The organism is Rathayibacter rhapontici (assembly GCF_001995175.1).
Classification (GTDB): Bacteria; Actinomycetota; Actinomycetes; order Actinomycetales; family Microbacteriaceae; genus Rathayibacter.
The window spans coordinates 1-22230 of the sequence record NZ_MUKN01000059.1 but is presented as its reverse complement, the minus strand read 5'-3'; the positions used below and the strand labels follow the sequence as shown (position 1 = coordinate 22230).

Sequence of the window (22230 nt, the reverse complement as noted above, 5' to 3'; positions counted from 1 at the left end):
CTCGCTCTCGCGGGCCGCCCCGGCGGCGTCGTCGGCCCTCAGGGCTCGCACGGCCGCCGGGTGAGGCGCGGGTACGATCCCGTCGACCTCCTCGTCCGGGGCTGCGGAGGCGTCGTCGCCCGTCCGGTCACGCGGACACGGCGTTCCGTCGACCAGGTGGGCCTCGACCGGGTCGAGCGCAGCGGCAACCTCGACGGCGCGTTCACGGCGCGTCGCCGCCTCGACGGGCTCGAGGCGGTGCTCGTCGACGACGTGGTCACGTCGGGCGCGACGCTCCTCGAGCTCCGGCGGGCCGTCGAGGCGGCGGGCGGAACAGTACGCGGCGCCGTCGCGCTGGCCGCCACCGGGCTGCGGTCGGTCGCCGGATCGTCGGAGGACTCCCGGGAACTCCGCACGCGTCTTCCGATGAACGTCCGGTGACACTTCGGTGACCGGGGACTACGGTGGGCTCCACGGCGTGAACGGTCCGCCCGGAGAAAGGCGGCACGCCGTACTCGACTGGGAGGTTGTCATGGACATCGACATCACAGGACGCAACTTGGGCATCACCGATCGCTTCCGCGCGTACGCGACGGAGAAGGCGGAGAAGGTGGCCCACCTCGCCGACCGGGCGCTCGCGCTCGAGATCAGGGCGAGCCGCCACAGCGAGTCGAAGGGGGCGAGCGGGGGCGACCGCGTCGAGCTCACCCTGATCGGCAAGGGGCCCGTCGTGCGGGCCGAGGCCGATGGAGCCGACAAGTACGCGGCGTTCGACGTGGCCCTCGGGCGGCTCCTCGAACGCGTGAGACGGGCCAAGGATCGCAAGAAGGTCCATCGGGGCCAGCATCGGCCCACGTCGCTGCGCGACGCGGCGGCCGCGGACTTCAGCGGAGTCGGCATCCAGCCGGCCGACGCCGCCGTGCTCCAGGCCGTCAGCACCGGGGTGATCCCGGTGCAGACCGCTCCCGCCGAGGCGGTGGACGACGTCGAGGAGGAGCCGTACTGCCCCGTCGTCATCCGCAAGAAGGTCTTCGCATCCGTCTCGATGAGCGTCGACGACGCCGTCGACTACATGGAGCTCGTCGGACACGACTTCTACCTGTTCATCGACGCCGACTCCGGACGCCCGAGCGTGGTCTACCGCCGCAAGGGCTGGGACTACGGAGTCATCTCCCTCGGCGACGAGGCGGACGAGCTCGCGGAGCAGGCCGCGGGCTGAGTCCCTGCGATCCTTTGACGGGCCCCGGTGCGCAGAGCGCCGGGGCCCGTCCTCGTCCGCACCCCCGACCCGTGCGTCCGCCGAGGGCGGACGCGTCCGACGGTCCGCGCGCGGCGGTCCGCGACTAGGCTGGTCGCGGTCCGCGCTCTGGCGCCGGGCGCCTGCCTTCTACGTTTTGGAGTACCCCGTGGCCTCAGTCCTCGAAAAGGTCCTTCGCGTCGGGGAGGGGCGGATCCTCCGCCGCCTCGAGAACTACGCGAAAGCCGTCAACGCCCTCGAAGAGGACTTCACGCACCTCAGCGACGAGGAGCTGAAGAACGAGACCGTCGAGCTGCGCGAGCGCTACTCGAACGGCGAGTCGCTCGACGACCTGCTCCCGGAGGCGTTCGCCGCCGTGCGCGAGGCGTCGCGCCGCACCCTGGGCCTCCGCCACTTCGACGTCCAGCTGATGGGCGGCGCGGGCCTGCACCTCGGCAACATCGCCGAGATGAAGACCGGCGAGGGCAAGACGCTCGTCGCCACGCTCCCGGCCTACCTCAACGCGATCGCCAGCCGCGGCGTGCACATCGTCACGGTGAACGACTTCCTCGCGTCCTACCAGTCCGAGCTCATGGGCCGCGTGTTCCGCGCCCTGGGCATGACGACCGGCGTGATCCTCTCGGGTCAGACCCCGGAGCAGCGCCGCGAGCAGTACGCCGCCGACATCACCTACGGCACGAACAACGAGTTCGGCTTCGACTACCTGCGCGACAACATGGCGTGGCAGGCGCAGGACATGGTCCAGCGCGGCCACTTCTTCGCGATCGTCGACGAGGTCGACTCGATCCTCATCGACGAGGCGCGCACGCCGCTCATCATCTCCGGCCCCGCGTCGGGCGAGGCGAACCGCTGGTTCTCGGAGTTCGCGGGGCTCGCCAAGCGCCTCGTCGAGGGCGAGGACTACGAGGTCGACGAGAAGAAGCGCACCGTCGGCGTCCTGGAGCCCGGCATCGAGAAGGTCGAGGACTACCTCGGCATCGACAACCTGTACGAGTCGGCGAACACCCCGCTGATCTCGTTCCTGAACAACTCGATCAAGGCCCGCGCCCTGTTCAAGAAGGACAAGGACTACGTCGTGCTGAACGGCGAGGTCATGATCGTCGACGAGCACACGGGCCGCATCCTGGCCGGGCGCCGCTACAACGAGGGCATCCACCAGGCGATCGAGGCGAAGGAGGGCGTGCAGGTCAAGGCCGAGAACCAGACCCTCGCGACCGTCACGCTGCAGAACTACTTCCGCCTCTACTCCAAGCTCTCCGGCATGACCGGAACCGCCGAGACCGAGGCCTCGGAGTTCATGGCGACCTACAAGCTCGGCGTCGTCCCGATCCCCACCAACCGCAAGATGCAGCGCATCGACAACCCCGACCTCGTCTACAAGAACGAGCAGGTCAAGTTCGCGCAGGTCGTCGAGGACATCGCCGAGCGCCACGAGAAGGGCCAGCCCGTCCTCGTCGGCACGACGAGCGTCGAGAAGAGCGAGTACCTCTCGCGCCTGCTCGCCAAGAAGGGCGTTCGGCACGAGGTGCTGAACGCGAAGAACCACGCGCGCGAGGCGGCCATCGTCGCCCAGGCCGGCCGCCTCGGCGCCGTGACCGTCGCGACGAACATGGCCGGTCGAGGCACCGACGTGATGCTCGGCGGCAACGCCGAGTTCCTCGCCGTCGCCGAGATGACCGCCAAGGGCCTCAGCCCCGTCGACACCCCGGACGACTACGAGGCGGCGTGGGACAACGTGTTCAAGGGCGTCAAGGAGAAGGTCGCCGAGGAGGCCGAGAAGGTCCAGGCCGCCGGCGGTCTCTACGTGCTCGGCACCGAGCGCCACGAGTCGCGCCGCATCGACAACCAGCTCCGCGGCCGTTCGGGACGTCAGGGCGACCCCGGCGAGAGCCGCTTCTACCTGTCGCTGACCGACGACCTGATGCGGTTGTTCAACTCGGGTGCCGCCGAGGCGCTCATGGGCCGCGGCAACGTGCCGGACGACATCGCCATCGAGTCGAAGGTCGTCTCGCGGGCGATCCGCAGCGCGCAGTCGCAGGTCGAGGCGCGCAACGCCGAGATCCGCAAGAACGTCCTCAAGTACGACGACGTCCTGAACCGCCAGCGCGAGGCGATCTACTCCGACCGGCGCCACATCCTCGAGGGCGACGACCTGCACGAGCGCACCCAGAAGTTCCTCGTCGACGTGATCGACGAGATCCTCGACGTGCACACCGGCCAGGGCAACGGCGACGACTGGGACTTCGACGCCCTGTGGACCGAGCTCAAGACGCTGTACCCGATCAGCCTCACGATCGACGAGGTCGTGCAGGAGGCGGGCAGTCGCGGCCGCATCAACAAGGAGTTCATGCGCCGCGAGATACTCTCGGACGCGAAGCTCGCCTACCAGCGCCGCGAGGACCAGCTGGGCTCGCCCGCCATGCGCGAGCTCGAGCGCCGCGTGGTGCTGTCGGTCATCGACCGCCGCTGGCGCGACCACCTCTACGAGATGGACTACCTCAAGGACGGCATCGGCCTGCGCGCCATGGCGCAGCGCGACCCGCTGGTCGAGTACCAGCGCGAGGGCTTCGCCCTGTTCCAGCAGATGATGGGGCAGATCCGCGAGGAGACCGTGGGCTTCCTGTTCAACCTGGAGGTCGAGGTCACCCAGAAGCAGGGCGAGGTCGCCGGAGTCGCCGCCAAGGGGCTCGCGCAGCCCGTCGCGCCGGTCGAGAAGCTCAGCTACTCGGCGCCGAGCGACTCGGGCGGAGTCGAGGTGCGCAACCAGCGCGGTCAGGTGCAGCAGGCGGCCACCGCCAAGGCCCGCGCCGCCGAGGCGCGCGCGGCACTGCCGGAGGGCGAGGACGAGGACGCGTCCACCACCGGTGCCTTCGGCCAGCAGTCGGCCGAGGACGACACCCCCGCCAACCGCCAGGAGCGCCGCGCGCAGTCCAAGCGCCGCTGACGACCGTTCCGCAGGCCCCGACCCCCGCTCCGGCGGAGGCGGGGCCTGCGGCGTTCCCGCTGAGGATCCGGGGCGCAGCCCGGCCGGGGAGCACCCGTCACAGCACGTTGACGGCCGTGGCGCGCCAGCGCGCATCCATGCCCTCGAGGCGGATCGCCACCGCGCGGGTGCGCACGCGGTTGTGCACGAGGACGACCGCTTCGACGACCCCGTCGCGCGGCTCCGACATCACGACCCGCCCGACGGTGAAGGGGATCCTGTGCGCCGGCCGCTTCTGCAGGCTCCTGGCGCGGGCGGCCAGGACCACGCGCTTCTGCAGATGCCGATAGACGTCGTCGGTCAGCCAGCGCGCGATCTGGTCGATCTCACGGGAGCCCGCGAGGATCTCGACGACCAGCAGCGTGAGCCGCGAGAGGACCGGCTCCGGATCGGGCAGCTCCGCCCGCGTCGCAGGCTGAGCGGCGAAGAACGCGGCCGTCGGCGGTCCGGTGGCACCGGACCCGAGTGGGAGGGAGCGGTAGTCGAAGGCGTGCGAGGGGCGGCTCATGCGGAGTGCTCCAGGGGCTGTACGAGCGATCCATGGGTCGGGTCACCTTTCTGCTCGGGCGGGGACGGATCGCGTCCAGGGAAAGACGCGGGGGATGACCCATCGAAGCAGTCGAGGGATGCTCACCAATGGCCCGGTCGCGCCACTGTGGATAACCAGGCGCTCTCTGGCACATGTGAGGTGCTTCCGCGGTCCTCACTCACCCGTTCGGGAGGGTCCGCGACGACCGCTTAGGCTGGTCGTCGTGTCGACCCTCAGTGATCTCGTCCTCGCCCACGGCCGCTCCACGGACGCGGACGTCGAATGGCTGCACCTGCTGGTCGGCGACCTGCAGCTGCTCGCGGATCTGGCGTTCGCCGACATCGTCCTGTGGGTGCCGACGGCCGATGACAGCTTCGTCGCGGTCGCGCACGCGCGGCCCTCCAGTGCGGCGACCCTCTTCTACCGCGACTTCGTCGGCCAGCGCATCAAGTCGGAGTGGCGGGCGCAGGTCGTCGAGGCGTTCGAGACCGCGCACATCGTCGACACCTCCGCTCCCGACTGGTTCGAGGAGACCCCCACGCGCGTGCGCGCGGTGCCGGTCATCCGCCGCCTGGGCGCCTCGAACCCCGAGACCACCGATCGTCCGATCGCCGTCCTCACGCGGCACACCAACCTCAGCGAGACGCGCACGCCCAGTCGTCAGGAGCTGACGTTCAACGACTGCGCGAACGACCTGTTCTCGATGATCGCCTCGGGCGACTTCCCCGACCTCGGCGCCCCCACCGGACCGCGGCGAGGCGCTCCGCGCGCCTCCGACGGTCTCATCCGGCTCGATGTCGACGGCGTGACCACCTTCGCCAGCCCCAACGCGCTCTCGGCGTTCAACCGGATCGGCTTCGCCGACGAGCTCGAGGGGGAGTCTCTCGCCGAGGTCACGACGAGCCTCATCAAGGGCAAGCTCGTCATCGACGAGTCCCTGCCGCTCGTGGTCACCGGGCGGGCGCCCTGGCGCACCGACATCGAGGCCCGCGGAGTGACCGTGTCGCTGCGCGCGATCCCGATCCGCGATCGCGGCGAGCGGGTCGGTGCCGTCGTCCTCTGCCGCGACGTCACCGAGCTGCGGCACCAGGAGCGCGAGCTCATCACGAAGGACGCGACGATCCGCGAGATCCACCACCGGGTCAAGAACAATCTGCAGACCGTCGCGTCCCTGCTGCGGATCCAGGCGCGCCGCACGCACTCCGACCTCGCCCGCGAGGCGCTCACCCAGGCGATGCGCCGCGTCGCGGCGATCGCGGTCGTGCACGACACCCTCTCGGAGGGGCTCAACCAGGACGTCGACTTCGACGCCGTCTTCGACCGCGTCCTGATGCTGATCGCCGAGGTGGCCTCGACGCACAACACCACGGTGCACCCCAAGCTCAGCGGCAGCTCGGCAACCTGCCCAGCGAGTACGCGACTCCGCTCGCCCTGGCGCTCACCGAGCTCGTCACCAACGCGGTCGAGCACGGACTGGCCGGCCGCGAGGGCGACGTCGAGATCGTCGCCGCGCGCAGCGAGGACGTGCTGACGGTGAAGGTGCGCGACACCGGAGTGGGCCTGCCCGAGGGCAAGGTCGGCTCGGGGCTCGGCACTCAGATCGTGCGCACGCTCATCCAGGGCGAGCTCGGCGGCACCATCGACTGGCACACGCTCGTCGGGCGCGGCACCGAGGTGACCATCGAGATGCCGCTGCGCTGGCTCGCCCGCCCGCGCGACTGACTCCGGGAACAGGACGACCCCCGTCGCCGGGAGGCGAGCGGGGGTCGGGGGCTGCGGGCCGCGGTGCGGCCGGTGCGTCTAGGAGGCGCGGCGGGCGCGGGCGGCGCGGCGCTTGAGCGCGCGGCGCTCGTCCTCGCTGAGGCCGCCCCACACGCCCGAGTCCTGGCCGGTCTCGAGGGCGTACTGGAGGCAGACCTCGGTGACGGTGCAGCGAGCGCACACCGACTTGGCCTTCTCGATCTGGTCGACGGCGGGCCCGGTGTTCCCGACGGGGAAGAAAAGCTCGGGGTCAGCGGTGAGGCAAGCGGCCTTGTCGCGCCAGTCCATGCAGGTGCTCCTTGTGTGAAGGCGTGCGTGGAGGAACCACGCAGTGTTCGGGTGAGATGATCGAGTCACGCCGATGATCGAGCTCGGAGGCGGAGATCGGGCGCACTCACCGGCGCACGCCACGAGGCCTCACGCGGCTGCGCAAGGCGGTTCGGGGCGGTTGACGGGGTGACGCCCGTTTCATCCGGACGAGCTCACCCGTGTCGCGATCGGGCCTCGCGGCTCGACAGGATCGGGTTGTTCACATCTGCGGAAACCCACGACCCTGTGAGCGGTGAAACGAACTCAAGTAGCCTCTCATGGTGGCTCACCCGAATCAAGAGTCCTGGATGGGATGTGGCTGTGATGATCGACGCGAACACGCCTCCGACCGGCCCGAAGAGTGCGCGGCACCCTCTCGGACTGCTCGTGCTCATCGCGGTACTGGCCCTCGAGACCCTCGCGCTGGCGCTGCTGGCGGGGTGGCTGCTCGTCGAGCTCGTCACCACCCGCTCCGACACTCCGGGTGGCGGCATCGCCATCGTGGTCCTCGGTCTGATCGCTCTCGGCTGGGCGGCTGCGACCACGCTCGGCGCCGTCCGTCGTCGGAGCTGGATGCGCGGCTCGGCGCTGACGCTGCAGCTCGTGCAGATGGCCGTCGCGCTCGGCGCGTTCCAGGGCCAGTACGCCGTCCCGGACATCGGCTGGGCGCTCCTGGGGCCCGCCCTCGTCGCCGTGGTCGCGATCTTCCTGCCGAGCGTGGTCGCCGCGACGCGGCGCGAGGCTGTCTAGCGTCCTCCCGGGCGCGACTGCCAGGCTGAGGAGTCCCTGCTCCCGACGCGAAGGCTCCACCATGCATCACACCCGTCTCGGCTCCAGCGGCCTCCAGGTCTCGGCCGTCGTCCTCGGCTGCATGAGCTACGGCGTCTCCGAGCGGGGCGCCCACGCGTGGAGCATGGGGGAGGAGGAGTCGCGGCCGTTCCTGCGCCGTGCGCTCGAGCTGGGCATCACCACGTTCGACACCGCGGACGTCTACTCCGACGGCACGAGCGAGGAGATCGTGGGCCGCGCCCTCGCCGACTTCGCGGTGCGCGAGGAGGTCGTCATCGCGACCAAGGTGCACGGCCGCATGCGCCCCGGGCCCAACGGCGGCGGACTCTCGCGGCGCCACATCCTCAGCGCGATCGACGACAGCCTCCGCCGGCTCGGCACGGACTACGTCGACCTCTACCAGATCCACCGCTGGGACCCCGAGACGCCCATCGAGGAGACGATGGAGACGCTCCACGACGTCGTGCGCTCGGGCAAGGCCCGCTACATCGGAGCCTCCAGCATGTGGGCGTGGCAGTTCGCGAAGGCGCAGCACACGGCCGACCTCGGCGGCTGGACGCGCTTCGTGTCGATGCAGGACCAGTACAACCTCGTCCAGCGCGAGGACGAGCGCGAGCTGCATCCCTTCTGCCTCGACCAGGGCGTCGGAGTGATCCCGTGGTCGCCGCTCGCGCGCGGCCGCCTCACCCGCGACTGGGACGAGACGACGGGGCGCACCGAGACCGACCTCTACGGCAAGACCCTCTACCACCAGCAGGAGGACTCCGACCGGCGGACCGCGGCCACCGTCGCGCGCCTCGCCGAGGAGCGCGGTGTGTCACGCGCGCAGATCGCCCTGGCCTGGGTGCGCCAGCAGCAGGCCGTGACCGCCCCGATCGTCGGGGCGACCAAGATGCACCACCTCGACGACGCGGTCGCCTCGGTCGACCTCGAGCTCGGGGCCGAGGAGCTGAGCGCTCTCGGCGCCGACTACGCCCCGCGCTTCAACGAGGGCTTCTGAGCCGGCTCAGGCGACCTTGAGCTTCTTGCGCAGCGCCTGCACGTGGCCGGTGGCCCGGACGTGTACTGCGCGAACTCGAGCTCGCCCTCGGGTCCCACCACGAAGGTCGAGCGCAGCACGCCGACGATCGTCCTGCCGTAGGAGTTCTTCTCGCCCCAGACGCCGTAGGCGCGGTGGACCGCCATGTCGGGATCGCTCAGCAGCGGGTAGTCGAGGTGCTGCTCGTCCGCCCAGCGGCGCAGCGCCTCGGGAGTGTCGCGCGAGACCCCGAGGATCTCGTAGCCCTGCGAGCGGAGCGAGGACACGCTGTCGCGGAAGTCGCACGCCTCGGTGGTGCAGCCGGGGGTGTCGGCCTGCGGGTAGAAGAAGACGATCACGCGCGTCCCGCGGTACGAAGCCAGGGCGACGGGCGTCCCGTCCTGGTCCGGGAGGGTGAAGTCCGGAGCGGTGCCGCCGGCGGCGAGCCTCTCGTCGGCGGGGATCGGGGGGAGGGCGGTGCTCGTCATCGTCTGCTTCCGTCGGTCGGGGCGAAGGTGGTCAGGAGTCGCTGCAGCGAATCGAGGCGCTCGGGGCCGCTCGCGCCGAGCAGGCCCTTCTCGACGGCCTCGACGATCGCGCAGTCGGGGGAGTCGGGGAGGTGCGTGCAGCCGCGCGGGCAGTCCTGCGCGAGGACGGCGAGGGTCGTGAACGCGCCGAGGATGTTGTCGGTGTTCACGTGGCCCAGTCCGAACGAGCGGACGCCGGGGGTGTCGATGACCCAGCCGTGCCGGTCGTCGCGCTCGACGCGCAGCGAGACGGTGGAGGAGGAGGTGTGGCGCCCCCGGCCGGTGACCGTGTTCACGTGCCCGGTGGCGCGGTGCGCATCCGGGACCAGCTTGTTCACGAGCGTCGACTTGCCGACCCCCGAGTGACCCACGACGACCGTCTCGTGACCGAGCAGCGCTTCGGCGATCTCGTCGACCGGGGGCTCGTCCTGGCTCGACAGGAACACCCGGAGGTCCAGGCCCTCGAAGTTCTTCAGGAACGGACCGGGATCGGCCAGATCGGTCTTGGTGATGCAGAGCATCGGGGTGATGCCCGCGTCGAACGCGGCCACCAGGTAGCGGTCCACGAGACGCGTGCGCGGCTCGGGGTCGGCGGCCGCGACGACGCAGAGCATCTGATCGGCGTTCGCGACGATCACGCGCTCGATGGCGTCGGTGTCGTCGGCGCTGCGGCGCAGCAGCGTCGAGCGCTCGCGGATCCGGACGATGCGGGCGAGCGTCCCCTCGTCGCCCGTGGTGTCGCCGACCACGTCGACCCTGTCGCCGGCCACGATCGCCTGACGGCGCAGCTCGCGGGCGCGGGCCGCGGTGAACTCGTGCTCCTCGGGAGTGCCGTCGCCGACCATCACGGTGTAGCGCCCGCGATCGACTCCGAGGACCATCGCGATCTCGGCGTCCTCGTAGCTCGGCCGGTTCTTGGTGCGCGGCTTCGTGCCCTTGGGGTTCGGCCGGACCCGGGCGTCCGACTCGTCGTAGCCGTCGAAGTCGTCGAGGACGCCGTCCGCGTCGAGGCCGCTGTCGGTCCACCAGGACACGGCTAGACCGATCCCGCCAGCGCGCGCCACAGCTCGGGGAACTGCGGGAGGGTCTTGGACGTCGTCGCGATGTCCTCGATGACCACTCCGGGCACGACGAGGGCGATGATCGCCCCGGCGTGCGCCATGCGGTGGTCGGAGTAGGTGCGCCAGCGTCCGCCGTGCAGAGTCGCGGGCTCGATCCGCAGGCCGTCCTCGAGCTCGGTGACGGAGCCGCCGAGCCCGGTGATCTCGGCCGCGAGCGCGGCGAGGCGATCGGTCTCGTGGTGGCGGATGTGGCCGATCCCGGTGAGCGTGCTCGGAGTCGAGGCCAGTGCGGCCAGGGCGGCCAGCGCCGGAGCGAGCTCGCCGCCCTCCGACAGGTCGAGGTCGACTCCGAGGATCTCGTCGCCGCCGGTGACGACGAGATCGCCGCCGTCGCGCTCCACGCTCGCGCCGAACAGGGGGAGGAAGTGCTCGAGGTGGGCGCCGACCTGCGTGGTCGTCTCGGGCCAGCTGCGCAGGCGCACGCGCCCGCCGGTCACGAGGGCCGCGGCGAGGAAGGGCGCGGCGTGGAGAGGTCGGCCTCGAGCAGGACGTCGGCACCGGAGATCTCCTGGGGCTCGACGGTCCACTCGCCGGGAGCGGGTGCGCCGACGACGACGCCGCGCGCCGCGAGGGAGGCGATCGTCATGTCGATGTGCGGCTGGCTGGGGAGCCGCTCGCCGACGTGGCGCAGGTGGAGCCCCTCGTCGAACCGGGCGCCGGCGAGCAGGAGCGCCGACACGAACTGGCTCGAGCGCGAGGCGTCGACCGTGACGTCGCCGCCGCGCACCGAGCCGGAGCCGTGCACCGTGAAGGGGAGCGAGCCCCGTCCGTCGTCGGCCACGTCGACGCCGAGCGAGCGGAGCGACGCGATGGTCGCGCCCATCGGGCGCTTGTACGCGTAGGCGTCGCCGTCGAACGTGGTCGGGCCGAGGGCGAGACCTGCCAGGGGCGGCACGAAGCGCATGACCGTGCCGGCGAGCCCGCAGTCGATCGTGGTGGACCCGAGCAGCTCCTCCGCGGGCTCGACGACGAGATCGGCGCCGAACGCGCCGGTCGCGCCGGACTCGCGGATCACCGTGCCGAGCGAGCGCAGCGCCTCGATCATCAGCGCGCTGTCGCGCGAGTGCAGCGGGGCGCGCAGGGTCGACGGGGACGACGCCAGTGCCGAGAGCACGAGCTCCCGGTTCGTCAGCGACTTGGAGCCCGGCAGCTCCACGACCGCGTCGAGCGGCCCGGCCGCCGTGGGCGCGGACCAGTCGTCCTCTCCGGGGAGCGCGCGGGCGTCGCCGTAAGGATCGAACTCGGGAGCGGAATAACGCGAGAAGACCATCGGTTATCAGGATAGTCGGCAGCGGAGGAACGGAGGCGGAGCATGGCGTCAGCATCAGCGGAAGCGGTCCTCGAACGTCCCGTGCGCCTCCCGGGCGCGGCGTCCACCCCGGTGCCCGCGGGCCTGCGCGGATTAGGATCGCTTGTGATGACACGCGACGACACCACACGCCCCCGCACCGCCGCCGAGGCGACGGCGCCCGACGAGGCGGAGCAGACGATCGAGGAGACCGTCGAGGAGTCCCTCGACGACGCCGCGACCGTCGAGCCCGACGCGCCCGTCGACCTCCGCGCGCTCTTTGAGCAGCAGGCGCTGCCCTTCATCGACCAGCTGTACGCGGCGGGGCTGCGGATGACGAAGAACCCGTCGGACGCCCAGGACCTGGTCCAGGAGACGTTCGCCAAGGCGTTCGGCGCGTTCCGCCAGTTCGAGCAGGGCACGAACCTCAAGGCGTGGCTCTACCGGATCCTCACCAATACGTTCATCAACTCGTACCGCAAGAAGCAGCGCGAGCCCTATCAGAGCGCCATCGACGAGCTCGAGGACTGGCAGCTGGGCGGCGCCGAGTCGACGACCGCGACCTCCAGCCGCTCGGCGGAGGCCGAGGCGATCGACCACCTCCCCGACACCGCCGTCAAGGAGGCCCTGCAGGCGATTCCGGAGGCTTCCGGCTCGCCGTGTATTTCGCCGATGTCGAGGGTTTCTCCTACCAGGAGATCGCGGACATCATGAAGACCCCCGTCGGGACCGTCATGAGCCGGCTGCACCGCGGCCGCCGCATGCTGCGCGAACGACTCACCGACTACGCACGCGAGCGCGGGTTCCGCGCCGCTTTCACTTCCGGGAGCACGAAATGACCGACTGCGGTTGCACCAAGGCGAAGGCAGAACTCGAGGAGTACCTGCACAACGAGCTGTGCAAGGAGGACGCCGCCGACATCCGCGAGCACATGGCGAACTGCCCCGACTGCTCCGGTGAGGCGAAGGTCGGCGTCGTGCTGACCGTCGCCGTGCAGCGCGCGTGCAAGGAGACGGCGCCGGAGGATCTCCGCGCCCAAGTGCTCGGCATGCTGCGCGAGGCGCAGGCGTCGCACTCGACGGAGACCGTCAGCGCATAGCCCGCGCGCCCGGGTCGACGCGCTCGCGTCCGGCCCGCGCACGCGCCTCCGGCTCCGCTCGCAGGAACACGTTCGGCTCGTCAGAACTCTGAGTTCTGACGAGCCGAACGTCGTTTCACGAGCCGGAGATCACCGGGTGAGGGCCCGTGCCAGCAGGTCGGCCTGCTCGGACGCGTGCCGCTTGGCCGAGCCCGCCGCAGGCGACGCGGCGGACGGGCGCGAGACGACCCGGATCGAGCGGCCGAGCTGCGGAGCGACCTCGAGCGCGATGAACGGCCACGCGCCCTGGTTCTCGGGCTCGTCCTGCACCCAGACGAACTCCGCGTCCGGGTAGCGCTCCGCGATCGCGCGCAGCCCCTCGATCGGCGCCGGGTAGTACTGCTCGAGGCGCACGAGGGCGATCCCGTCGTCCGGCTTCTTCTCGAGCTCGGCCTTGAGGTCGTAGTGCACCTTGCCGGCGTGCAGCAGCACGCGCTTCACCGCCGAGGCGTCCTGGATCCGGGCGTCGTCGAGCACGGGCTCGAACCGGCCGGAGGTGAAGTCCTCGACCGGGCTCGACGCTCCGCGCAGGCGCAGCATGGCCTTCGGGGTGAAGACGATGAGCGGACGGCGCGGACGCGAGTACGCCTGGCGGCGCAGGAGGTGGAAGTACGAGGCCGGCGTCGACGGTCGGGCGACCGTCATGTTCTGCTCGGCGCACATCTGCAGGTAGCGCTCGATGCGGGCCGAGGAGTGATCCGGACCCTGGCCCTCGTAGCCGTGCGGCAGCAGGAGCACGAGCGACGAGCGCTGGCCCCACTTCTGCTCGGCGGAGGAGATGAACTCGTCGATGACGATCTGCGCGCCGTTGGCGAAGTCGCCGAACTGCGCCTCCCAGAGCACGAGCGAGTCGGGCCGCTCGACGGAGTACCCGTACTCGAAGGCCATCGCCGCGTACTCCGACAGCAGGGAGTCGTAGATCCAGAGCCGCGCCTGCTGCTCCGACAGGTTCATCAGCGGCAGCCACTCCTGGCCGTTGCCGCGGTCGTGCAGGACGGCGTGGCGCTGCACGAAGGTGCCGCGACGGGTGTCCTGTCCGACGAGGCGGACCGGGGTGTCCTCGATCAGGAGGGAGCCCAGCGCGAGCAGCTCGCCGAACGCCCAGTCGATGGAGCCGGAGCGGCTCATCTCCTGGCGCTTGGTCAGCAGCTGCTGCAGCTTGGGGTGCACCGTGAAGCCCTCGGGCGGGTTGTTGAAGGCGTCGCCGATCAGGCGGACGACCTCCTCCTTCACGCCGGTCGTCTCCGGCTCGCCCGGGTAGTCGCCGCCCTGCTGCGCGTCCGGCAGCTCGAGGTCGGCCACGGAGTCGCCGTCCGGCGAGATCACCGGGATCGCGCCGGTCTGCGCGGCGTGCGTCTCGGCGAACGCGCGCTCCAGACGGTCCTGGAAGTCCTGGTGCGAGCGGTCGTACTCCTCCTGGCTGATGTCGCCGCGGCCGACGAGCGCCTCGGTGTACAGCTTGCGCACCGAGCGCTTGGCCTCGATCAGGCTGTACATCAGCGGCTGCGTCATCGAGGGGTCGTCGCCCTCGTTGTGCCCGCGGCGGCGGTAGCAGATCAGGTCGATGACCACGTCGCGGTGGAACCGCTGGCGGTACTCGAAGGCGAGCTGGCCGACGTGCACCACGGCCTCGGGGTCGTCTCCGTTCACGTGGAAGATCGGCGCCTGGATGGTCTTCGCGCCGTCGGTCGAGTAGACCGAGGTGCGCGCCTCGTGGGGAGGCGTGGTGAAGCCGACCTGGTTGTTGATGTTGATGTGGATGGTGCCGCCGGTGCGGTACGCCCGCAGCTGCGACATCTGGAGGGTCTCGACGACCACGCCCTGACCCGCCATCGCCGCGTCGCCGTGGACGAGGATCGGGAGGGTGGTGAAGGTGCCGATGGGCTTGCGGTCCTGCTTGGCGCGGACGATGCCCTCGAGCACGCCGTTGACGGCCTCGAGGTGCGAGGGGTTGGCGGCCAGGTAGACGGGGATCTCCTCGCCGCCCGCTCCGCGGAAGACGCCCTCGGTGCCGAGGTGGTACTTCACGTCGCCGGAGCCCTGGACCGTCTTGGGGTCCTGCGTCCCCTCGAACTCGCGGAAGATCTGGCCGTAGGTCTTGCCGGCGATGTTCGTCAGCACGTTCAGGCGGCCGCGGTGGGCCATGCCGATCGCGACCTCGTCGAGATGCTCGTCGGCCGCGCCCTGCAGCACGGCGTCCAGGAGGGCGATCAGCGACTCCCCGCCCTCGAGCGAGAAGCGCTTCTGGCCGACGTACTTCGTCTGCAGGAAGGTCTCGAACGCCTCGGCCTCGTTGAGGCGGCCGAGGATGCGCAGCTGCTCGTCGTGCCCGGGCTTCTCGTACCCGCGCTCGAGCTTCTGCTGCATCCAGGCGCGCTGCTCCGGGTCCTGGATGTGCATGTACTCGACGCCGACGGTGCGGCAGTAGGAGTCGCGGAGGATGCCGAGGATGTCGCGCAGCTTCAGCTGCCGCTTGCCGCCGAAGCCGTCGGTCACGAACTCGCGGTCGAGGTCCCAGAAGGTGAGCCCGTGGCTCTCGATCGCGAGGTCCGGGTGCGAGCGCTGCACGTACTCGAGCGGGTCGACGTCGGCCATGAGGTGGCCGCGCACGCGGAAGGAGTTGATGAGCTCCTGCACCCGCGAGGTCTTCGAGACGCGCTCGGCGAGGTCGACGGCGATGTCGGTCGACCAGTGGATCGGGTCGTAGGGGATCCGCAGCGCCGCGAAAATGTCCTCGTAGAAGCCGCGGCCGCCGAGCAGGAGCTCGTGCACGATCTTGAGGAACTCGCCCGAGCCGGCGCCCTGGATGACGCGGTGGTCGTAGGTCGAGGTGAGCGTGATGGTCTTGCCGATGCCGAGCTCGATGAGCGTCTTCTCGGACGAGCCCTGGAACTCGGCGGGGTACTCCAGCGCGCCGGCGCCGATGATGCAGCCCTGGCCCTTCATCAGGCGCGGCACGGAGTGGACCGTGCCGATGCCGCCCGGGTTGGTCAGCGAGAGCGTGGTCCCCGCGAAGTCGCCGGCGACGAGCTTGTTGCCGCGGGCGCGCTTCACGAGGTCCTCGTACGCCGAGAGGTAGGCGGTGAAGCTGAGGGTGTCGGCGCGCTTGATGCTCGGGACGAGCAGGGCGCGGGTGCCGTCGGGCTTGGGCATGTCGATCGCGATGCCGAGGTTGACGTGCGCCGGGGCGACGACGGAGGCTTGCCGCCGGGCTCGTCGTAGTAGACGTTCTGGCTCGGGAAGTCCTTGAGCGCGCGGATGAGCGCCCAGCCGATCAGGTGGGTGAACGAGACCTTGCCGCCGCGGGTGCGGCGCAGGTGGTTGTTGATGACGATGCGGTTGTCGATCATCAGCTTCGCCGGGATCGTGCGGACGCTCGTCGCCGTCGGGATGGTGAGGCTGGCGTCCATGTTGGTCGCGAGGCTCTTCGCCATGCCGCGCAGGGGGGTGACGACGTCCTCCTCCTGGGCCTCCGCGTCGACGTCGGCGGGCTTGCCCACCGGTGCGTCGGCGGGGATCGGGGCCTTCTTCGGCTCCTTGGAGGTGGTGCGCGAGGCGGGCGCTGCACCGGTCTGCGGCGCGGTGACGGGATGCGTCACCGTGGCGCCCGCGCTGGTCGACGGACCCGCGGCGGCCGGCTTCTCGGCGGCCGGCTTCTCAGCGGCCGGCTGCGCGGCAGCCGGACTCGGCGCCGCGGCGGGCGTCCTCGCCGCCAGCTGCTGACCGTAGCGCTCCAGGATCGGCCACCAGGACTCGTCCACGGAGGCCTTGTCGGCGCTGTACTGCTCGTACAGCTCCTCCACGAGCCACTCGTTGGCCCCGAAGTCCTCCGCGCCCTGGTCTGTTCCCACTCCGGTCAACTGGCTCGACACAGCCGATCGCCCACTCTCTCCGTTGATTCGTCCTCGATCATCCGGACGGGCCCGCGCATCCCTCGACGCCTTCACCACACCGCGAGAACGTCGTCCTCGCCCGTGAGCACCGGCGTCGTCGCCTGGTCCCGTCCCGGTCGTCAAGCCTAGCCCGGATCTCGGTCACCGGCCCCGCGGGCGGGCCGGAGTAGCGTTCCAGGCATGCGTTTCTCCGGCGGAACCCCTTCAGGCGATCTCACCTACTCGGACGTGTTCCTCGTCCCCGGCCGCTCCTCGGTCACGAGCAGGCTCGACGTCTCGCTCGCCCCGGGCGACGGCACGGGAGCGACGATCCCGCTGGTCTCCTCCAACATGAACTCCGTCACCGGTCCGCGCCTCGCCGCGGCGCTCGCCCGCAGGGGCGGTCTGGGCGTCCTCCCGCAGGACATGCCGCTGCAGTCGCTCGACGCGGCCATCCGCTGGGTCAAGGAGCAGCCGGTCGCCTTCTCCGGCGCTCTCACCGTGGATCCCTCCACCACCGTCGAGCAGGCGCTCGCGATCCTGCCCGCGGTGGAGGGCCACGGCTTCGTGGTGCAGGACTCCGACGGCGCGGTCCTGGGCTGCGTGCCCGCCTCGCGGCTCGCGACCGCCCTCCCCGACGCGCTCCTGGGGGACCTGGTGCACCACGCCGCGCCGTCGATCGACGCCGACGACGTCACGACCGGCCGCGCCGCCTTCGACCTCATGGTCGAGGCGGGGCTCGACTTCGCTCCGGTGCTGCACCACGGGGCCCTGGTCGGCACCCTCTCGCGCACCGGGGCGCTCCGCTCGACGATCTACGACCCGGCGCTGGACGCCGACGGCCGGCTGCGCGTCGCGGCCGCCGTCGGCATCAACGGGGACGTGGCGGCGAAGGCGCGCGCCCTGGTCGCCGCCGGAGTCGACGTCCTCGTGCTCGACACCGCCCACGGGCACCAGGAGGCGATGCTGCGCGCGCTGCGGACCGTGTCGGCGCTGGATCTCGGGGTGCCGATCGCGGCGGGCAACATCGTGACCGCGGAGGCGGTCCAGGACCTCGTGGAGGCGGGCGCGTCGATCCTCAAGGTCGGAGTCGGGCCCGGCGCCATGTGCACCACCCGCATGATGACGGCCGTGGGCCGGCCGCAGTTCTCGGCGGTGCTCGAGACGGCGGAGCGGGCCCGTGAGCTCGGCGCCCATGTCTGGGCCGACGGGGGAGTGCGCTACCCCCGCGACGTCGCTCTCGCCCTCGCGGCGGGCGCCTCCTCCGTCATGGTCGGCTCCTGGTTCGCCGGCACCATCGAGGCGCCCGGCGAGCTGCGGACGGACGGGGCCGGCCGCGTCTACAAGGAGAGCTGGGGCATGGCCTCGGCGAAGGCCGTGCAGGAGCGCTTCGGCCGGCTCGACGCGTACGAGCTCGCCCGCAAGCGCCTCTTCGCCGAGGGCATCTCGTCCTCGACCATCTACCTCGATCCCCTGCGCCCCTCGCTCGAGGACCTGCTCGACATGATCACCTCCGGCGTCCGCTCCTCCTTCACCTACGCCGGGGCGCGCAGCGTCGCCGAGTTCCACGAGCGCGCGGTGGTCGGGCTGCAGTCGGCCTCGGGCTACGAGGAGGGCAAGGCGCTGCCGGTCAGCTGGTGACCTGAGAGCCGGCGCCCCGCCCGTCAGCGGGCGCCCGGCGCGGGTCTGCTAGAACCGAGCGCATGACCATCGTCGACAACGCCGTGTACGTCGGCGGCCGCCGCATCCGCAACCCGGACTCCCTCGAGGACACGTTCGAGCTGATGCGCGAGGAGCGCGGCATGGCGTGGATCGGCCTGTTCCGGCCGACCCGCGAGGAGGTCGAGGCCGTCGCCGAGGAGTTCGGGCTGCATCCGCTCGCCGTCGAGGACGCGCTGAGCGGGCACCAGAGGGCCAAGCTCGAGCGCTACGACGACGGGCTGTTCGTCGTGCTGCGGCCGGCGCGCTACCTCGACGCCGACGAGGCGGTCGTGTTCGGCGAGCTGCACGTGTTCGTGGGCCCGGACTTCGTCGTGACCATCCGGCACGCCGACTCCCCGGACCTGGCCCGCGTCCGCCGCCGCCTCGAGGAGGACCCGGCACTGCTGGCCCGCGGCCCGGAGGCGGTGCTCTACGCGATCCTCGACCAGGTGGTGGACGAGTACGCCCCGGTCGTCGCGGGAGTGCAGGGCGATGTGGACGAGATCGAGGACCAGCTCTTCGGAGCGGACTCGGACGACAGGCTCTCGGAGCGCATCTACCGGCTCTCGCGCGAGGTCATCCACTTCCAGCGCTCCGTGCAGCCGCTGACCGCGCTGCTCCGGGCGCTCGCCGAGGAGACGCCGGGCGAGGGCGCCTCGGCCGACCACGTGGAGCTGCACCGCTCGCTCCGCGACGTGCTCGACCACACGATCCGGGTGACGGAGGCGGTCGACGCCCTCCGCGCGATCCTGGACAAGGCGCTCACCGTGCACTCGACCCTGGTCTCGCGGCGTCAGACCGAGACGGGGCTCGCGCAGAACGACGCCGTGCGGAAGATCTCGTCGTGGGCGGCGATCCTGTTCGCGCCCACGCTCATCGCAGGCGTCTACGGCATGAACTTCGATGAGATGCCCGAGCTGCACTGGGAGTTCGGCTACCCGTGGGCACTGGGGCTGATGGTCGCCTTCGGCGCAGGGCTGTACGCCGTGTTCAAGGCGAAGAAGTGGCTCTGACCTGCGGCCGTGCACCCCGCGGGGCCCGGTGCTCCGGATAGACTCGACGCCACAATGGACGACCCTCCCTCTGCTCATCCGCCGTCGGACCGACCCGTCCGACCCGCGTCGCCCGAGCACTCCGACGCCCTGATCCCCGCCGCCTCGAGCGGAGGTGCCCGCCATGGGGACTGAGTGGCTCCTGCTCGGCGTCGGCCTCCTGCTCACCCTCGGCACCGGCGTCTTCGTCGCGAGCGAGTTCGCGCTCGTCAACCTCGACCGGGCCGACCTCGAGGCGCGGCGCGATCGCGGCGAGACCCGCCTCGGGATGACGATCGCGGCCCTCAAGGTCACGTCGACGCACCTCTCGAGCGCGCAGCTGGGCATCACGCTCACGACGCTGCTCACCGGCTACACGATGGAGCCGGCGCTCTCGACCCTGCTCGAGCCGCCGCTCCTGGGCCTCGGCGTGCCGGAGGCGGCGGTCGCCCCGATCGCGACCGTCGTGGCCATCGTCATCGCCACCCTGCTGTCGATGATCCTCGGCGAGCTCGTGCCCAAGAACTTCGCGCTGGCCCTGCCGCGGGCGACGGCGAAGCTCGTCGTCCCGCTGCAGACCGCGTTCACCACCGTCTTCCGCCCCGCCGTCGCGCTGCTGAACGGCAGCGCCAACGCGCTGCTGCGCCTCGTCGGCATCGAGCCCAAGGAGGAGCTGTCGGGAGCGCGCAGCGCCGAGGAGCTCTCGAGCCTCGTCCGCCACTCCGCCAGCGCCGGCCTCCTCGAGGAGGACACGGCCGACCTGCTCGGGCGGACGCTGCGCTTCTCCGCACTGAGCGCGGGCGACGTCATGACGCCGCGCCTGCGCCTCTCGACCGTCGAGCGCTCCAGCACGGCGCAGGACGTCCTCGATCTCGCCCGGACGACCGGCCTCTCGCGGTTCCCCATCACGGACGACGACATCGACGACATCGTCGGCGTCGTGCACGTGAAGCAGGCCGTGGCGGTGCCGCGCGGCAAGCGGTCGGAGGTGCCGGTCACGGCGCTGCGCTCCGAGCCGCTCCGCGTCCCCGAGACGATGAAGCTCGACGTGCTGCTGACGGAGCTGCGGGGCCGCGGCTTCCAGCTCGCCGTCGTCGTCGACGAGTACGGAGGGACCGCCGGCGTCGCCACGCTCGAGGACCTCGTCGAGGAGCTCGTGGGCGAGGTCGCGGACGAGCACGACCGCTCCCGCCCCGACGTCGTCAAGCTGCCCGGCTCCACCACCTTCCCCGGCATGCTCCGCCCCGACGAGGTCCGCGACCGCGTCGGCGTGCACATCCCCGAGGAGGGGCCCTACGAGACCGTCGCGGGCTTCGTCATGAGCGAGCTCGGCCGACTCCCCGCCGCGGGCGACGAGGTGGCCGTCGACGGAGGATCCCTCCGCGTCGAGCGCCTCGACGGACGCCGCATCGACCGCATCCGCTTCACCCCCGACCCCGAGGCCGAGCCCGACACGCTGCCGGACCCGCTGGCCGACGCGGGCAGACCCCACCGATCGCGCAAGGAGGCCGGCGATGAATGACTGGGCCGGAATCGCGTGGCTCGTCGTGCTGCTGGCCGCGAACGCCTTCTTCGTCGGAGCCGAGTTCGCGGTCATCTCCGCGCGCCGCTCCCAGATCGAGCCCCTCGCCGAGAGCGGTCGCCGGAGCGCCATCACCGCGCTCGCCGCGATGGAGCACGCCACCCTCATGCTGGCGACCACCCAGCTGGGCATCACCGTCTGCTCGCTGCTGATCCTCAACGTCTCCGAGCCGGCGATCCACCACCTGCTCGAGATCCCGCTGCACGCCGTCGGCCTGCCGGAGGAGCTGACCGGCACCGTCGCGTTCGTCATCACCCTGCTGATCGTGTCGTTCCTGCACGTCGTGCTCGGCGAGATGGTGCCCAAGAACATCTCGTTCTCGATGCCCGACAAGGCGGTGCTGCTCCTCGCGCCCCCGCTCGTCGCCATCGCCCGGGTCATCCGCCCCCTGATCGTCGCCCTCAACGCGATCTCGAACGGCGTGCTGCGGCTCTTCCGCGTCGAGCCCAAGGACGAGGCGAACAGCACCTTCACCCTCGAGGAGGTGCAGACCATCGTCGACCAGTCCACCCGCGAGGGCACGCTGCGCGACTCCAGCACCCTCCTCGCCGCGTTCGAGTTCACCGAGAAGAAGGTGCACGACGTCGCGCTCCCGCTCGACGGGATCGTCAGCCTCCCGGCCGGAGCCACCCCGGCCGACGTCGAGCGCGCCGTCGCCAAGCACGGATTCTCGCGCTACGTCGTCCTCGGCACCGACGGAGCGCCCGAGGGCTACATCCACCTCAAGGACGTCCTCGACCTCGACGGGGACACCGAGGGGGCCAAGTTCCGCCTGCCCATCCCGGCCAAGCGGATCCGCCAGCTCGCCTCGATCTTCGAAGCCACCGACCTCGAGGACGCCCTCGCGATCATGCGCCGCACCGGAGCGCACCTCGCCCGGTCCTTCGACGAGCAGGGGACGGCCACGGGAGTGCTGTTCCTGGAGGACATCATCGAGGAGTTGGTCGGCGAAGTAGACGACGCCACCCGCCGCTGAGCGCGGGCGCTGGAGGGGGCATTCGCGGCGTTGTCGTCAGTCGCGATACCGCCGGTATCGCTCCTTCCTCCGCCTTGCGACTGCCCCCTCCAGCACCCGCGCTCGAACTTTTGGACGAGGCGCTCGCTGTGCTGTCGTCGGGCGCGGCACCGCCGGTATCGCTTCCTCCTCCGCCTTGCGACTGCACCACCCACGCCCCGCGGTGGACTTCGGTGAGGCGAGGGGCCGTGCGCTGCGCGCACGAGCCGGGGAGTGTGCCGTGCGCGGGGTGCACGAGCGGGGAGTGGGCCGTGCGCGGGGCGCACGAGCCGTGTTCGGGGCGGGCTGGCGGGGCTGCCGGGGGTGGGAGGAGGCGACTTAGGGTGGGG

Annotated in this window: 13 protein-coding genes and 5 pseudogenes; 12 read left to right on the top strand and 6 right to left on the bottom strand. The window is 71.1% G+C overall.

Annotated elements, in window-relative coordinates:
* The 3 genes from B0T42_RS15780 to secA form a co-directional block, all read left to right on the top strand.
* Nucleotides 1-420: ComF family protein (locus B0T42_RS15780; protein WP_446737386.1), on the top strand; the 420-nt coding region annotated here is incomplete at its 5' end.
* Between the two features lie 91 nt (nucleotides 421-511).
* The gene (gene hpf, locus B0T42_RS15775) at nucleotides 512-1198 is read left to right on the top strand and encodes a ribosome hibernation-promoting factor, HPF/YfiA family (RefSeq protein WP_077224016.1); all 687 of its coding nucleotides are present in this window, start codon (nucleotides 512-514) and stop codon (nucleotides 1196-1198) included.
* A gap of 187 nt (nucleotides 1199-1385) precedes the next feature.
* On the top strand, nucleotides 1386-4181 hold the full coding sequence (secA, locus tag B0T42_RS15770; RefSeq protein ID WP_077224014.1) for a preprotein translocase subunit SecA: 2796 nt from the start codon (nucleotides 1386-1388) through the stop codon (nucleotides 4179-4181).
* 97 nt (nucleotides 4182-4278) lie between these two features.
* Here secA and B0T42_RS15765 read toward each other — a convergent pair whose 3' ends face one another.
* On the bottom strand, nucleotides 4279-4728 hold the full coding sequence (locus B0T42_RS15765; RefSeq protein WP_236720342.1) for an Rv3235 family protein: 450 nt from the start codon (nucleotides 4726-4728) through the stop codon (nucleotides 4279-4281).
* A 244-nt stretch (nucleotides 4729-4972) separates the two neighbouring features.
* Between B0T42_RS15765 and B0T42_RS15760 the strand changes: the two are divergent.
* A pseudogene (locus B0T42_RS15760) lies at nucleotides 4973-6471 on the top strand (sensor histidine kinase).
* A 78-nt stretch (nucleotides 6472-6549) separates the two neighbouring features.
* Here the strand turns inward: B0T42_RS15760 and B0T42_RS15755 are convergent.
* Complete coding sequence (locus B0T42_RS15755; protein ID WP_055788231.1) at nucleotides 6550-6798, bottom strand: WhiB family transcriptional regulator; 249 nt, start codon at nucleotides 6796-6798, stop codon at nucleotides 6550-6552.
* Between the two features lie 345 nt (nucleotides 6799-7143).
* Here B0T42_RS15755 and B0T42_RS15750 point away from each other — a divergent pair, with 345 nt between their 5' ends.
* Both B0T42_RS15750 and B0T42_RS15745 read left to right on the top strand, forming a co-directional pair.
* Nucleotides 7144-7569 carry a hypothetical protein gene (locus B0T42_RS15750; protein WP_077224017.1) on the top strand — a complete coding sequence of 142 codons (426 nt, stop codon included), beginning with the start codon at nucleotides 7144-7146 and terminating at the stop codon, nucleotides 7567-7569.
* A gap of 61 nt (nucleotides 7570-7630) precedes the next feature.
* Complete coding sequence (locus B0T42_RS15745) at nucleotides 7631-8608, top strand: aldo/keto reductase (protein ID WP_077224013.1); 978 nt, start codon at nucleotides 7631-7633, stop codon at nucleotides 8606-8608.
* A gap of 6 nt (nucleotides 8609-8614) precedes the next feature.
* Here the strand turns inward: B0T42_RS15745 and bcp are convergent.
* The 3 genes and pseudogenes from bcp to aroA form a co-directional block, all read right to left on the bottom strand.
* A pseudogene (bcp, locus tag B0T42_RS15740) lies at nucleotides 8615-9114 on the bottom strand (thioredoxin-dependent thiol peroxidase).
* Nucleotides 9111-10187: a ribosome small subunit-dependent GTPase A gene (gene rsgA, locus B0T42_RS15735; RefSeq protein ID WP_077224011.1), complete on the bottom strand. Its 1077-nt coding sequence runs from the start codon at nucleotides 10185-10187 to the stop codon at nucleotides 9111-9113. Before rsgA ends, bcp begins: the two are co-directional and overlap by 4 nt.
* Before the next feature lie 2 nt (nucleotides 10188-10189).
* Nucleotides 10190-11544: pseudogene (gene aroA / locus B0T42_RS15730) on the bottom strand (3-phosphoshikimate 1-carboxyvinyltransferase).
* Nucleotides 11545-11691: 147 nt separating this feature from the next.
* Between aroA and B0T42_RS15725 the strand changes: the two are divergent.
* Both B0T42_RS15725 and B0T42_RS15720 read left to right on the top strand, forming a co-directional pair.
* Nucleotides 11692-12401 (top strand): annotated as a pseudogene (locus B0T42_RS15725) (sigma-70 family RNA polymerase sigma factor).
* Nucleotides 12398-12661 carry a zf-HC2 domain-containing protein gene (locus B0T42_RS15720; protein WP_077224009.1) on the top strand — a complete coding sequence of 88 codons (264 nt, stop codon included), beginning with the start codon at nucleotides 12398-12400 and terminating at the stop codon, nucleotides 12659-12661. Before B0T42_RS15725 ends, B0T42_RS15720 begins: the two are co-directional and overlap by 4 nt.
* A gap of 129 nt (nucleotides 12662-12790) precedes the next feature.
* Here B0T42_RS15720 and B0T42_RS15715 read toward each other — a convergent pair.
* Nucleotides 12791-16572: pseudogene (locus tag B0T42_RS15715) on the bottom strand (multifunctional oxoglutarate decarboxylase/oxoglutarate dehydrogenase thiamine pyrophosphate-binding subunit/dihydrolipoyllysine-residue succinyltransferase subunit).
* Nucleotides 16573-16773: 201 nt separating this feature from the next.
* On the opposite strand from B0T42_RS15715, the gene guaB1 reads away from it, so the two are divergent.
* From guaB1 to B0T42_RS15695, 4 genes are all read left to right on the top strand, one after another.
* On the top strand, nucleotides 16774-18213 hold the full coding sequence (gene guaB1, locus B0T42_RS15710; RefSeq protein WP_077224007.1) for a GMP reductase: 1440 nt from the start codon (nucleotides 16774-16776) through the stop codon (nucleotides 18211-18213).
* A gap of 62 nt (nucleotides 18214-18275) precedes the next feature.
* Nucleotides 18276-19286 carry a magnesium/cobalt transporter CorA gene (gene corA, locus B0T42_RS15705; RefSeq protein WP_077224005.1) on the top strand — a complete coding sequence of 337 codons (1011 nt, stop codon included), beginning with the start codon at nucleotides 18276-18278 and terminating at the stop codon, nucleotides 19284-19286.
* A 163-nt stretch (nucleotides 19287-19449) separates the two neighbouring features.
* Nucleotides 19450-20826, top strand: a complete 1377-nt coding sequence (locus B0T42_RS15700; RefSeq protein ID WP_077224003.1) for a hemolysin family protein — start codon at nucleotides 19450-19452, stop codon at nucleotides 20824-20826.
* Nucleotides 20819-21862, top strand: a complete 1044-nt coding sequence (locus B0T42_RS15695) for a hemolysin family protein (protein WP_077224002.1) — start codon at nucleotides 20819-20821, stop codon at nucleotides 21860-21862. The genes B0T42_RS15700 and B0T42_RS15695 overlap by 8 nt, the downstream gene beginning before the upstream one ends.
* Nucleotides 21863-22230: the final 368 nt, after the last annotated feature.

Excerpts from the sequence above, each read along its gene's own strand:
- B0T42_RS15720 (WP_077224009.1), top strand. The coding sequence starts at position 12,398 with ATGACCGACTGCGGTTGCACCAAGGCGAAGGCAGAACTCGAGGAGTAC.
- corA (WP_077224005.1), top strand. The coding sequence starts at position 18,276 with ATGACCATCGTCGACAACGCCGTGTACGTCGGCGGCCGCCGCATCCGC.
- B0T42_RS15745 (WP_077224013.1), top strand. The coding sequence starts at position 7,631 with ATGCATCACACCCGTCTCGGCTCCAGCGGCCTCCAGGTCTCGGCCGTC.
- B0T42_RS15765 (WP_236720342.1), bottom strand. The coding sequence starts at position 4,728 with ATGAGCCGCCCCTCGCACGCCTTCGACTACCGCTCCCTCCCACTCGGG.
- B0T42_RS15695 (WP_077224002.1), top strand. The coding sequence starts at position 20,819 with ATGAATGACTGGGCCGGAATCGCGTGGCTCGTCGTGCTGCTGGCCGCG.
- guaB1 (WP_077224007.1), top strand. The coding sequence starts at position 16,774 with ATGCGTTTCTCCGGCGGAACCCCTTCAGGCGATCTCACCTACTCGGAC.
- hpf (WP_077224016.1), top strand. The coding sequence starts at position 512 with ATGGACATCGACATCACAGGACGCAACTTGGGCATCACCGATCGCTTC.
- B0T42_RS15700 (WP_077224003.1), top strand. The coding sequence starts at position 19,450 with ATGGGGACTGAGTGGCTCCTGCTCGGCGTCGGCCTCCTGCTCACCCTC.
- B0T42_RS15750 (WP_077224017.1), top strand. The coding sequence starts at position 7,144 with ATGATCGACGCGAACACGCCTCCGACCGGCCCGAAGAGTGCGCGGCAC.
- B0T42_RS15755 (WP_055788231.1), bottom strand. The coding sequence starts at position 6,798 with ATGGACTGGCGCGACAAGGCCGCTTGCCTCACCGCTGACCCCGAGCTT.